General features: G+C 38.4%; 9 protein-coding genes. 2 read left to right on the forward strand and 7 right to left on the reverse strand.

Going from position 1 to position 13,588, the window contains the following annotated elements; translation table 11 throughout:
- The first annotated feature begins 15 nt into the window (after positions 1-15).
- Together lpxL and DPX34_RS10460 are read left to right on the forward strand one after the other, a co-directional pair.
- Positions 16-945, forward strand: a complete 930-nt coding sequence (lpxL, locus tag DPX34_RS10455) for an LpxL/LpxP family Kdo(2)-lipid IV(A) lauroyl/palmitoleoyl acyltransferase (protein ID WP_111978376.1) — start codon at positions 16-18, stop codon at positions 943-945.
- 132 nt (positions 946-1,077) lie between these two features.
- Positions 1,078-1,662 (forward strand): TcpQ domain-containing protein, encoded by a 585-nt coding sequence (locus tag DPX34_RS10460; RefSeq protein ID WP_111978377.1) that lies wholly within the window; start codon positions 1,078-1,080, stop codon positions 1,660-1,662.
- Positions 1,663-1,666: 4 nt separating this feature from the next.
- On the opposite strand, the gene DPX34_RS10465 is transcribed toward DPX34_RS10460, so the two are convergent.
- From DPX34_RS10465 to DPX34_RS10495, 7 genes are all read right to left on the reverse strand, one after another.
- Entirely contained in the window at positions 1,667-3,331 is a 1,665-nt protein-coding gene (locus DPX34_RS10465; RefSeq protein WP_111978378.1) for a flagellar assembly protein A, read from the reverse strand.
- Between the two features lie 222 nt (positions 3,332-3,553).
- Positions 3,554-4,219, reverse strand: coding sequence for a DUF2982 domain-containing protein (locus DPX34_RS10470; RefSeq protein WP_111978379.1), 666 nt, complete (start codon positions 4,217-4,219; stop codon positions 3,554-3,556).
- 318 nt (positions 4,220-4,537) lie between these two features.
- Positions 4,538-5,437, reverse strand: coding sequence for a methyl-accepting chemotaxis protein (locus DPX34_RS10475; protein WP_111978380.1), 900 nt, complete (start codon positions 5,435-5,437; stop codon positions 4,538-4,540).
- Positions 5,438-5,772: 335 nt separating this feature from the next.
- Positions 5,773-9,414: a hydantoinase B/oxoprolinase family protein gene (locus DPX34_RS10480; protein WP_111978381.1), complete on the reverse strand. Its 3,642-nt coding sequence runs from the start codon at positions 9,412-9,414 to the stop codon at positions 5,773-5,775.
- A 131-nt stretch (positions 9,415-9,545) separates the two neighbouring features.
- Positions 9,546-10,340 carry a DUF3025 domain-containing protein gene (locus DPX34_RS10485; RefSeq protein WP_111978382.1) on the reverse strand — a complete coding sequence of 265 codons (795 nt, stop codon included), beginning with the start codon at positions 10,338-10,340 and terminating at the stop codon, positions 9,546-9,548.
- Positions 10,341-11,588, reverse strand: a complete 1,248-nt coding sequence (locus tag DPX34_RS10490) for a DNA recombination protein RmuC (protein ID WP_111978383.1) — start codon at positions 11,586-11,588, stop codon at positions 10,341-10,343. It lies immediately after the preceding gene.
- Positions 11,589-11,787: 199 nt separating this feature from the next.
- The gene (locus DPX34_RS10495) at positions 11,788-13,302 is read right to left on the reverse strand and encodes a fumarate hydratase (protein WP_111978384.1); all 1,515 of its coding nucleotides are present in this window, start codon (positions 13,300-13,302) and stop codon (positions 11,788-11,790) included.
- Between the last annotated feature and the right edge of the window lie 286 nt (positions 13,303-13,588).

Raw genomic sequence — 13,588 nt, forward strand, 5'->3', positions numbered from 1 at the left:
TAAGAGATAACTGATTTGCAAACGCCTAAATTTTCATTTTCATTTTTTTTACCTAAGTATTGGCTTAACTGGCTTGGATTAAGTTTTCTTTATCTTATTTCATGGTTGCCCTATAAAACTCAACTCGGCTTAGGGCGATTAGTTGGCAAAATATTGTATGCTAAATTTAAAAGACGAACACACATCGCTAGGCGAAACTTGGCATTATGTTTTCCTGATATGCCAGAAGATGAAAGAGAAGCGCTCGTTAAAGAGAATTTTAAAGCGACGGGCATTGCTTTGTTCGAGTCAGGCATGGGTTGGTGGTGGCCAACCTGGCGTATAAAAAAACTCGGTCATGTCACTGGAATAGAAAACATTATTGCTGCCAAAGAAGCCGGTCAAGGCGTTTTACTGATCGCTCATCACATGGTGTGTTTAGAAATTTGTAACCGCTTATTAGGTTTACACCATCCAAATATCGGCTTTTACCGCCCACACAACAATGCGTTAATGGAGTATATTCAATATAAGGGTCGAACAAGAGATAATCGTTATCAGATAGGTAAAAAAGATGTGCGCGGCTTATATAAAGCATTAGAAAATAATGAATCGGTTATCTATTTACCTGACCAAGATTATGGTCGCCGCAAAAGCGTATTTGTGCCATTTTTTGCCGAAAAACAAACATGCACAACCACAGCAACAACAATGATAGCCAACGATGCTAACTGTAAAGTTGTTATATCCACCATCTATCGAAATAAAGATAATAGTGGTTATACCATCGACTTTTCACCCGCCCTTGAAGACTACCCCAGTGGCGATGATACCCATGACGCAGCCCGCATAAATAAGATAATCGAAGCGGGAATTCAGCAGGCTCCAGAGCAGTATATGTGGCTGCACCGTCGTTTTAAAACAAGGCCTAAGGGCGATAAAACAGATTTATATGCTCAGGGTTAACATTATTAAACTAAAAAACGATGTTATGTTTGTCAATCATTACGGCGATATTAATAAATTGTATATAAATTGACTATCGCTAAAATTATTTAGTATTATTTATAAACACTAATATGAAAATAAGTTGTATTCATGCATTTTTGGCTCAAGCAATCCCTAATTATTATTTTAGTGATCAGTGTCGGTGTCTATTTAATTACGCTGCAGCAATCTCAATCAACAGGCAGCCAGATTTCAAATAAACAGAAAACGCCTTCTGAAGGCCTGACTGACTTTTATGCTGAAATGAAGGAAAAATTTGATACCACACCGCAAGTTAAAGACTCTTATATATTAGAATTACGGCACGCAAAATCAATCGACATCAAAACACAACTCGATCATTTAACGACGATCACTAAACCATTAAATAATAAGTGGCGAGGTTCAGTTACGAATAATGAATTCGAAGCCGGTACAACATTAATGCATGAGTTGAGTAAAATAGCGGCAAGAGAGAATATTAATTTAGTTTGGTGGCTTGATCGCGATTTTGTTGTTAAATACCCGTTTGTTGTGAATAGCACGGCAGTAGAAACGTTATACCAAGTGGCTAAAGCTATCGACAGCGATTTTGAAACTAAAGTTAAAGGCTATTTTTGTCCTGAACAACGTGCTTTGGTGATCACGGATAAACCATCAGAACATTTACGCAAAAACTGTGTGACTGATCGTTAGCAAATTAACCTATTTTTTTAAGTGACTCGTCTGCATAGGCAATTGTTAAAGGTCCATATTCGCGTTCGGTGTGCGTTTGCCAGTTGCCTAGTTTCACATGAATATTATTAAACATTTGACGAGTCGCAATCACTTTGCAACGAATTAAAGCGTCATGAATTTGTGTTTCTATCTTTGCCTCTGCCAAATTTAATTGCTTAAGTAATTTATCGTGCTCACGATAATTAGTTTTTGTCTCAGCCATTAACTCATTTTTATGCTCATCATCAGGCTGTTTCTGTAAATGTTGCCAAGCTAATTTAATTTCACCAACTACCATTTCTTTTTCATGGATCAGCTTTTTAATGGCCATTAACTTACTTTTTAATTTAGCGTAAAGTGGGTATAAATTGATATGTGTATGGGTTGAAGCAGGCGCACCTAATGTTCCGCACGCTAGAAATTCTTCTAATTCAAAAAAGCCACCGACAATTTTACCTATTGGTTTATTTTCATCTACACCAATAACTCGATTAGCTTTAATAAAGCAATGCATCAACTGTGAATGAAATTCAACCTTGCCTTGAGTTTCTATATTGGCATATTGCATATACTTAGCGGCCACAACACCTTTAGCTCTTACGTGGCAATGATAGACAGCTGATTCGCCAGGGCCAACGTCGTCAACTTTACGGCCTATAATCCCTTTAGCAACGGTTAAAGACCCCGCAACCTCTATCGTCGCGTTATCAACAAACCCAGTAACCGTTACATCACCGGTTGCTTTAAGGCGCATTCCTTCGGTCACATCACCATTAACAACAACCCCCCCTTCAAAATTGATATGCCCAGTACTAATATCAACTGCTGACAACATTAAAACATTATCAACTCGCATGCCTTTTTCTAAAACATAAGGTAAGCCGGGCATGGATGAAATAAGTAAATTTTTATCTTTACTAGATATTTCAACCCCTTCAGCATTTTCAAAAGGTAATTCAGCACCAGGTATAGGCTGTAGCGTATCACCATTAACTTTAAAACCTGGTTTACCAAGTGTCGGCGGATGGCGACGCATAAGTTCAGCTCCGGCTTTAACCGAAATAACTTCACCTAAATCCCGCATATCGACTTTGCCGTGATCCGCTTCTTGTGGTTGCAAGACCCGATCACGCGCATTTTTGGTTAACGCTTCAAAAAAACTGTCTTCACCTTGTACAGGTAACTTACCAAACGCCAGCTCCATTACAATTGATTCGCCTGGTTCGCCAACCGAAATTTTTTGAGCTAACGCTTTAACGGCTTCTTGGTCAACCCCCATTGTGACGCCAACTTGAGCTAAACAACGAATAATTTGCTTTGCTGTTAACGCATTACCGCCGTATGCACAAACAACATCGGCACTAGCGATCATTTTATCCGCATTCATTTTTATTTTTATTTTTGCTGGCCGTTTTTCAGCAACCACATGCTTCGAAACACCGCTAGTTAATTTTTTAGTGACTTTATCATTAATGAGTGCAACGGCATTTTTAGCTTCATCTTCAAGGAAGAAGTAGGCTGTAAATTCAGATTCTTGAAATGTAGACGTGATTTGTTCAAGTTTAATCGCGGCTGCGCTGTTAGAAAAATCAGCAACAAGCCAAAGTTTGTTACCAGCATCATCTAATTGATAAGTCAGTTGAGTCATTGAAACCTTCAGCTAATTAAGTCGATGTTTTAACGTCATTAAATGAAAAGTGAAATTAATGCGAAAACGTGAATAAATACAATACCAAGTGAAAGATAGGAAACAGCGTCGAGACACTCACTTTTTAAATACCGTATTCTATTTAATAGCACTAATCTACCTCAGAAAACACTTCATATCAAAAGCTAATTACTTAAATTTAAAAATTTAGCAACACGCACTTTAAGTATATTTTACATTTTCTATTTTATATTGACGCATCAGTCGAATGAACTCGTCAGGTTGACGATCTAATGCACCTTCGGGCAGCAAAATATGGTATCCAAGGTGGGTATCTAATAAAACAAGTTGATGAGCAAACATAGCCTGAACACCTTTATAGGTGCGTTCAGCGGTTTTAAAGGGGTCGGTATTTAATATGTCTTCACTAATGCAAGTCCCTGTTTCGCATGACTGACTCATGACCTGACCAAGTAAAGCACGTTGTTGCACAATCAAGTTTGACATAACTCGCAGTGAAGTATCATTTAAAACATTATCAAGTGATATCAGTTTTATACCAATATAGGGCAATTTTCTGGACTCAAAATTAACATCACCCATACGCCTAATATCTTGCCAACGCACTTTTAATTCACCTTTTTTTAAATAATAAATAAGGCCAGTGTCATCTAGCTCACAACTGATTACAGGCTCAATAATTTTTAATAGCCCTAATAAAAAGCCAATAAAACAGGTTAATAAATAGGTGATTTTTATAATGGGGTACGGTTGCGTTAACGTATGAAAGAAGAGTAGATAAAGTAAGAAAAAAACCACACTAAAGAAACAAACTTTAAAGCCGTTTTCTCGATTAATCGGTTTAATTTGCAACAAAGATAAACGCATACTTACCAAAAAAAATAGCTAACACCCAGCATAATCAATCCCCAAATGAGCATCGCTCTATAATGACGACAACGTGCGCAATTGGGCCATAATACTTTTTTAAGTGTTTTTTGATTCATATTAAAGCCGTTTTAGACAAACAACACGCCAATGTATAGTCTTCTCGCTCAGGTTTTATGGTTCATTGTCAGCGCTTACTCGCCCTAATCACATAGTAGTGCATATGCTCATGGGGTCTCGAAGCTTGACGGCTTCCCCTAAAACCCGATCGCTTTGACTATAGTGAAGACTTATAGCGTGTTGTAGAAAAGACAATAATTAATTAAGTTGGACTAATTCAGATTGTAATTTTTTACTCAAGTCGACATTACGCGACGCTTTATCAATTGAATTTTGAGTATCGTTAACGAGATCTTCCATCGTATTACGAATAGCATCAACACTACTCATTTGGCTTTGTACACTTTCCATTATTTGTTCAACATTAGATGAACTCGTATTCGCTAGCTCAGCTAAAGAGCCTAATTGCCCTGTTGTTTCATCCGCAATATGCACACTCGCTTCGATTAAATTTTCTACGTCTTTTTGCTTATCAATAATCTCTGTCGAAATATCCATTATTTTATGCATTTCAGTTTGAATTTGATCTGCCGATTCATTTGCCGTATTCGCTAATGAGCGTACTTCATCCGCAACGACCGCGAAACCGCGTCCATGTTCACCAGCTCGAGCCGCTTCAATTGCCGCGTTCAAGGCAAGTAAGTTAGTTTGTGCAGCAATACCTTTAATTGATTCAACTAATTGATCAATATTTTTACTGTTTTCGTCTAAATTACCTAAAAGGATTGTAAATTCAGTAATAAATTGCGCTGAACTGCGAATGTTTTCAGCTAATTTTCCAAGTTGCTCAATACAATCTTGACTGGTACTGGCCGTTTCAGCAGATGATTCATATGCACTTTGCGAAATAGATTCAATGTCACTTGTTTGCTCTATAAAATTTCTAACTAAATCAAAGCTTGATTCAATACGTCTTAATCTCTGAGTTGCATTTTCACTCGCAGAGCTAGCGTTATTAGCTAACTCTTGTGCGATCGTTTTAGCATCGCACTGCACAACTTTGTCTAATGTAGCGGCTTTATCACGTAACTCAGCTAATTCTTTTTTATCTATGAGTGTTTTATCTTCAGGAATCTGTGGACTTAGAAAGCTAAACATTAAAGGTTATTCCTTCTTATTTTCTGATTTAGTTATAAACAAGGTCAGTCGTTTTTAACTTTATAGCATATTTGTGTATTTAGACCACTTATAGCCGCGATTATTTATTAAATACCTTGATATTTATCGACGACCTTGTCGTTTTCTAAACTAATTTAATACAAATATAACCTAGAATAGGTCATTTATTCGTTATAACTTAATATATAACGAATAAAAATATTAATATATCTATATTAACAAAGTACCAAGAGCTGAATTAAGCATAGCTTTTGTTTTGACCAGCAGCCAGTTTTAAATGCAAGTGATTGAAAATATTAAACATCAACGACTATTTAACCACGATTATAGGCGGTATATCCACCACCGCCCGGTGTTTTAATGATTAAAACATCCCCTTTTTCAACATTAAAGGTACAATTTGAATTTAAAATCTCGGTTTTACCGTGATGACGTTGTAATAATCCTTCACCGGGCAACCCATTTTTACCCTGTTCTAATCCCAAAGGTGGAATAACACGTGAATTACTCATTATAGAAACCATCATACTCTCTTTAAATAGCATTGAGCGTACAATACCATTTCCGCCTTTGAAGCAACCATCGCCTCCAGAATCTTGTCTAATTGAAAAATTGACGAGCTCAACCGGAAAGCGTTGCTCTAAAATTTCAGGGTCGGTTAACCGAGAGTTCGTCATATGGCTATGCACTGCATCACAACCACTAAAAGCATCACCGTCTAGTGTTATACCGGCCCCTGTACCTCCAGCCAATGTTTCATAATATTGATAATCAGCATTGCCAAAAGTTAAGTTATTCATCGTTGTTTGAGACGCTGCAGTTTGACCAAGCGCCAGTAATAAAGCACTAACGATCGCTTGTGAAACTTCGACATTACCGGCCACGACAGCAGCAGGATAGACAGGAGACAGCATAGAGCCTTGTGGCGCAATAACATCAATAGGTCTCATGCAGCCCGCATTTAACGGGATAGCTTGCTTAACTAAGGTTCTAAAGACATAAATAACCGCAGCGTCAGTTACCGCTCGCGGTGCATTAAAATTACCTGATTGTTGTACGGATGTTCCTGTAAAATCAACTAACACACGTTTAGTCTGTTGATTAACTTTGATGGCCACGTTTATCTCAGCACCGGTATCAAGTGTTAAACAACAAGCCCCTTCTTTTAATTTCGTAATCACATTTTCGACAGCGAGCTCAGCATTATCTAAAATAGCTTGCATAAATGCATTGACCGTATTAAAACCATATTGTGAACATAAAGTCTGCAGTTCTTTTACGCCTTGCTTATTCGCGGCATATTGTGCGGTTAAATCAGCTATATTTTGAGTAATATTTCTCGCTGGTGAAGCGCTTTCGCTAAACAACACACGAATATTTTCAATATCTAAGCCATTTTCATTACTAATTTTTACACCGGTAAAAATCAAACCTTCATCTAAAATGCTTTGACTATTTGATGGCATAGACCCTGGACTGATGCCACCCACATCAGCGTGATGCGCTCTTGACGCCACAAAAAATGCAGGCCCATTATGCCCATGAATAAAGACAGGTGTAATAAGGGTTAAGTCAGGTAAATGCGTACCACCATGATACGGAGAATTAATCAAAAAGGCATCACCGTCATTAAAACTTAAAGCCGTAAATTGAGCCAAAATACTTTTAACTGAATGAGACATAGAGCCTAAATGGACAGGAACATGAGGCGCATTGGCCACAAGCTCACCTTGTTGATCAAATAATGCACATGAAAAGTCTAACCGTTCACGGATGTTAACTGAATGTGCTGTTTTTTGCAGTGTACTACCCATTTGCTCCGCAATGACCATAAACAGATTGTTAAAAACTTCTAGGTTTATCGGATCAACCGTCAGTGTATCAACGACTTTTTCTGTCATGCGGGTCAATTTTAACGCTTGCTGATCTATAACCTCAGCTTGCCAGCCATTCTCAATAATATTTGTTCCCGTTTTTTCGATAATAACCGCAGGTCCTTTAATAACATCCGTTATTTTGAGTTGATCACGCCGGTAGCAAGGGGCTTGATACTCCGTTTGCTCGCTATAAAATACAATGGGTTCCAACGTTGCGTTTTCAGCATTAGCACCTTCAGTTAAAATTTGTTCAACACTGACTTTATCTGCACATGAAAGCGCAATTTTTTGAGATAAGTTAGAGGATGAATCAACACTTAATGCATCTAAAACCAGTGGTAATTCAGGAGAATAATACGTAAATAGTCGTTTATGCTCACATTCAAAATCGTTACACATCGAAGCATAGTTGTGCCAATCAACTTCAATAATAACCTCCGCGCCTGCGTATTTTAAATGTGCTTTAACTTGAGAGGAAATGTATTCATCTTTCACGCCTTGCGCATTTAACGATTGTCGGGTTTTTAAGGTTAATGAATCAACAATTTGCTGAAACGTGTGTAAGTTAGATTCTGTAAACTCCACTTGTACACTTTGCTCTTGGGTAACAATTTGCTCAGCTAACCCGATGCCATAGGCGGAAAGCACCCCTGCATAAGGGTGAATTAATATTGTATCGATGTCTAAGGCATCTGCAATCAAACAAGCATGTTGCCCACCAGCCCCGCCAAAAGAAGTTAAAGCATAATCCGATAAATGATAACCACGCTGCGTTGATATTTTTCTAACCGCATTAGCCATATTTTCAACCGCAATAGCAATGAAGCCTTGGGCTATTTGAGCTAGCGTTTTATCAACGCCATTGCTTAACAATTGTGCTTGTACTTGTTTAACCGCTGCAATAGCGGCTTCCATATCAAGTGGTAAATTGGCATTATCACCAAATACAGCCGGAAAATACGCGGCATTAATTTTACCTAATACCACATTGCAATCGGTTACCGTTAAAGGCCCTCCTTGTCGATAACAAGCGGGTCCTGGAAATGAGCCAGCTGAATCAGGTCCGACTTGAAAACGCCCATCACGATATTGACAAACTGAACCGCCACCCGCAGCTACGGTATGAATATTCATCATAGGGACGGCTAAACGCACACCTGCGACTTGTGTTTGGTAGGTTTTTTCATAGGCTTGGTTTAGGCAATGTGATACATCAGTCGACGTTCCGCCCATATCAAAACCAATAATTTTATCAAAGCCTAATTGCGCTGAAGTACTAACCGCGCCAACAATGCCACCTGCAGGACCAGATAACACGGCATCTTTACCTTTAAAAGCAATTGAACTCGCTAAGCCACCATTCGATTGCATAAAAAACAATTCAACGTTAGGTAATTGATCGGCTATTTGTTGTACGTATTTTTGCATAACCGGCGTTAAATAAGCATCGACTACCGTCGTATCGCCACGAGGTATCACTTTAATGGTGGCAGAAACCTCATGTGATACTGATATTTGCTCAAAGCCAACTTCGGCGGCTAATAACGCCAAAGCTTGCTCATGTTGAGGGTTAATCCAAGTATGCATTAAAACAATCGCAATGGCTTTGATACCCTGCTCTTTTAACGCAATTAATTTCTGCTTAGCCTCTGCGATCTCAATAGGGTTAACAATTTCACCTCGCGCATTCATACGCTCTTTTATTTCAATGGCGCAACAATAAAGCTGTTCAGGTAATTCAATATTAAGTGCAAAAATATCAGGTCGGTTTTGATTGGCAATTTTCAAAACGTCCGCAAAACCTTCAGTGGTGACTAAAGCGGTGAGTTCACCTTTACGCTCTAGCAATGCGTTAGTCGCAACAGTCGTACCAACTTTTACTTGCGAGATTAGATGAGTCGGAATGGCTTCTTCATAACTTAAATTAAGTAAGTCACGAATACCTTGTATAGCAGAGTTTTGATATTGGTTCGGGTTTACAGATAATAATTTGTGTGTCAGTAATTCACCTGAAGGCGTCTGGGCTATTAAATCTGTAAATGTGCCCCCTCTATCAACCCAAAATTGCCAACCTGCCATTCGTATTATCTCTTAAATTAAAAAAGAGGATTCTTAATGGCTTACGCCTAAATTGCAAAGAATGAATACCTATTTCATATTCAAGAGATGAAAAACACAGGTTACGCCGAATATAAATGCTATTTTTTAACTTACTTTTTAAATTCACGCTTAGGTCTAAAATAATTTGTATTCGCGTAAAAATTTTCATTCTGATTATCCGCATACCAAGTCGGTATCCCTAATAAAGGTAAGGGTGACAAACATTTATTATTGGTTAATTGCTTATCAACACCGATTTGGTTCAATAAAAGCATATCCATTATTTCATATTGTGTTGCTAAAGCTTGATTAAAAAAATCAGCAGGCACATCGATAAAAAAAGCTTTACCGGTTAAACCAATAAAAGGTGATAAACCCATTTCATAATTAGCATGCCCAAAGATAAACCCTTGACGATCTTTTCCCCATTGATGTCGATCGAGCCAAAAATTTTGATGCCATTGATGTGAGCGAAGTGATCCCTGAATTTGACTCTCACTTATTGCCATCACCACGCCGCACTCATCAAATAACGTTACCGCATCTCGACATTTAGAACGTTTTTTCAAACCATGCAAGGCTATTTCTTCAATATGAATACGATTCAATAATTGTTTGGTTTTCGGAAAAACTAACCAAATACACGCATTAAAAAAATCATGCCAGTGCTCAATACGGGTTGGGATCAGTGAACGATTAAAAATAACTTCTTCATAATATTGTTCTTGCCAGTCAAAATGTTCATCTTGGGCGACAAACTTTAAACCAAGCTCAATAAAACCTGGGCTTAACGTGCTCGCCCATTGGTTTAACTGCTCAACATTCGGTATTTTTTGTAATGTGTCAATTTGCAATAATTGGATTAAATCGTGAAACAAACCGATTTCTTTAATGGAAGAATGCAATTATTTAACCTTAATTTGTTCTATCTCATCAGCTAAGTTTAAACTTTCAATCGTGTTAAAACGACCTGTAATTTTTTGTGCCGATGTATGGATCTGTTTTACATCACTCGCGGCTTGATCAATATGACGCGCGAGCTGATCAAAACGCTTACCAAACCGATTAAAATCATCGTTTAATAAAGCCAAGTGTTGTTGAATAATATGAACTTGCTCACGCGTCGCTTCATCTTTTAATACCGCTTTAGCGGTTGTTAAAATAGCCATGAGCGTCGTGGGCGACGTTAACCAAACCCGACTACGCCAGGCTAATTCAACTAAATCATTATGATGTGCATGGATCTCAGCAAAAATAGCTTCCGCGGGTAAAAACAAAATAGCACTATCAGCGGTTTCATGCTTAATAATATATTTATTGGCAATATCATTTATATGTTTTTTAACATCTATTTTGAATTGCTTAACCGCGACAGCACGATCGACTTCAGCCACTTCATTGTCTGTCATACGTTGATAAGACTCTAACGGAAATTTTGAATCAATCACAATACGACCCGTGGGCTCTGGTAACTCTAAGATCGCATCGGCAATTTTACCATTACTTAATTGAGCTTGTGATTTAAATTGATTAGGCGCTAATGTATTTTCAAGTAAAGAATAAAGCTGAACTTCACCAAAGGCCCCGCGACTGCGTTTATCAGATAATATCGACTGTAAATTAGTCACATTGACCGAAAGTTCAGAGATTTGTTTTTGGGCTTCATCAATTAACACCAAACGTTGCATGATACGATTAAACGTTTCAATACTCTTAGCAAAGCCTTCATTGAGCTTTTCATTCACTCGTTCGCTTATCTTATCTAATCGCTGTTCGGTACTGCTATTAAGTTTATTTAATTGCTCAGCAATTAAGGTAGCATGCGACTTTAATGCTGAAACTTGTTCACTACGGGTTTGCGCAGCGTGTTGATTATTACTGTGCGAGAGCTCTTTAAACCCTTGAAATAAACTTTGCTGCAAAGTATGTGTAATTTGGTTTATGCGTTGCTCACCGTTTTGCTGTTGCTCATGCATTTGGTTAAGTAAAGATTGGCGTAGATCTGCATTTTCTTTTATTAAAGCCGCCTTTAATTCAAATAGGTCATCTTGTTTGAGTTTACGCCGAGAGGAAAAAATTAAAAAAATCAGGTTTAACAAACAAAGCACACCGACACCTGCAATTAATATCAGTAATAAATGTTGTTCTACCATCTTGAATAACCTTAATGTTTAAATAAAGAAGAAATAGCGCTTTAGATTAAATACGCATACTTAGGCATATGAAATCTGAGAATAATAAAAAAGGCGCCCGAAGGCGCCTTTCTTTATAAAAACAAAGATCAACCACTATATACACTGTTTAATTATACAGCGCTATTTGGTAAGCTGAAACTGAATTTTTATATAACGTTTATTTAAAATCTTCTATTTTAGCTTTCCAAATAGCGGGACCCGTTTCATGAACGTTATTACCGGTTGAATCTACAGCAACAGTAACAGGCATATCTTCAACTTCAAATTCATAAATAGCTTCCATACCTAAATCATCAAACGCAACAACGCGAGATTTTTTAATCGCTTTAGCGACTAAATAAGCAGCACCGCCCACAGCCATTAAATAAACCGCTTTATGTTGACGAATACTATCTACCGTTGCAGGTCCGCGTTCAGCTTTACCAATCATGCCAATTAATCCCGTCTCAGCGAGCATTAAATCAGTAAATTTATCCATACGCGTTGATGTTGTTGGGCCGGCAGGGCCAACAACTTCATCACCAACAGCATCAACAGGGCCGACGTAATAGATAAAGCGATTGTTAAAATCGACACCATTAGGTAAGGCTTCACCCCGTTGCATGTAATCTTGAATTCGTTTGTGAGCGGCATCTCGGCCAGTTAAAATTTTACCTGATAATAAAACGGTATCGCCTGCTTTCCACTCTTGAATATCGGCTTTGCTAATATTATCCACATTAACACGATGCGTATTTTTACCCACTTCCCATGTAACTTCAGGCCAGTCTTCTAATTTTGGCGGCTGTAATTCAGCGGGGCCAGAACCATCAAGGTGGAAATGAACATGTCGTGTCGCAGCACAATTAGGGATCATAACAACAGGTTTTGAAGCTGCATGTGTCGGCGCGCTGGCAATTTTAATATCAACAACGGTGGTTAACCCCCCTAAACCTTGAGCGCCAATCCCTAATGCGTTTACACGTTCAAATATTTCTAAGCGCAATTTTTCTTCAGCGGTTACCACACCTCGGTCAATTAACTCTTGAATATCAACCGGGTCCATTAAACTTTCTTTTGCCAAAACAGCGGCTTTTTCTGCTGTTCCACCAATACCTATGCCTAACATGCCTGGTGGGCACCAGCCCGCTCCCATCGTGGGTAACGTTTTAACAACCCAATCAGCAATTGAATCGCTCGGGTTTAACATCACCATTTTGGTTTTATTTTCAGAACCGCCACCTTTAGCCGCAATCATGACTTCAATATGCTCACCCGCTACGCTTTCAATATGCACAACTGATGGTGTGTTATCTTTGGTGTTTTTACGGCTACCCGCAGGATCAGCAACGATCGAAGCCCGTAATGGATTATCTGGATTACAATAAGCTTGACGTGTACCTTCATCAACCATTTGTTGGATCGTTAAATCAACTTTGTCCCATTGCACCCCCATGCCCACTTTAACAAAACAAGTCACGATACCGGTATCTTGACAAAGTGGTCGATGACCTTCTGCAGACATACGCGAATTAATTAATATTTGTGCCATGGCATCTTTAGCCGCTTGGTTTTGCTCTTTGTTATAAGCTTTTTCAATCGCTTGCACAAAATCAAGTGGGTGGTAATAAGAGATAAATTGCAGGGCATCTGCAATGCTTTCAATAAAATCTTGCTGGCGTATAACTGTCATAACAACCGTTCAACCTCTTTAATATGTAGTCTCAACTGTCCATCCTTTACCAGCTTCAAATATATAGTCTTCTCGCTCAGGTTTTATGGTTCATTGTCAGCGCTTACTCGCCCCAATCACATAGTAGAGCATATGCTCATGGGGTCTCGAAGCTTGACGGCTTCCCCTAAAACCCGATCGCTTTGACTATAGATACAGATAACCTCAATAAATTGAGTTATTCTATTGCGATAAACACAAAGTTTGAAGTGGCATGGGTAGTAGACTCTATGATAACCTTGAACGC

Source organism: Algibacillus agarilyticus, assembly GCF_003286125.1.
Classification (GTDB): domain Bacteria; phylum Pseudomonadota; class Gammaproteobacteria; order Enterobacterales; family Alteromonadaceae; genus Algibacillus; species Algibacillus agarilyticus.

Bases quoted from the DNA above. Each gene is read 5' to 3' on its own strand.
- DPX34_RS10475 (WP_111978380.1), bottom strand. From the start codon at position 5,437: ATGTTTAGCTTTCTAAGTCCACAGATTCCTGAAGATAAAACACTCATA.
- DPX34_RS10470 (WP_111978379.1), bottom strand. From the start codon at position 4,219: ATGCGTTTATCTTTGTTGCAAATTAAACCGATTAATCGAGAAAACGGC.
- DPX34_RS10465 (WP_111978378.1), bottom strand. From the start codon at position 3,331: ATGACTCAACTGACTTATCAATTAGATGATGCTGGTAACAAACTTTGG.
- DPX34_RS10495 (WP_111978384.1), bottom strand. From the start codon at position 13,302: ATGACAGTTATACGCCAGCAAGATTTTATTGAAAGCATTGCAGATGCC.
- DPX34_RS10460 (WP_111978377.1), top strand. From the start codon at position 1,078: ATGCATTTTTGGCTCAAGCAATCCCTAATTATTATTTTAGTGATCAGT.
- DPX34_RS10480 (WP_111978381.1), bottom strand. From the start codon at position 9,414: ATGGCAGGTTGGCAATTTTGGGTTGATAGAGGGGGCACATTTACAGAT.
- DPX34_RS10490 (WP_111978383.1), bottom strand. From the start codon at position 11,588: ATGGTAGAACAACATTTATTACTGATATTAATTGCAGGTGTCGGTGTG.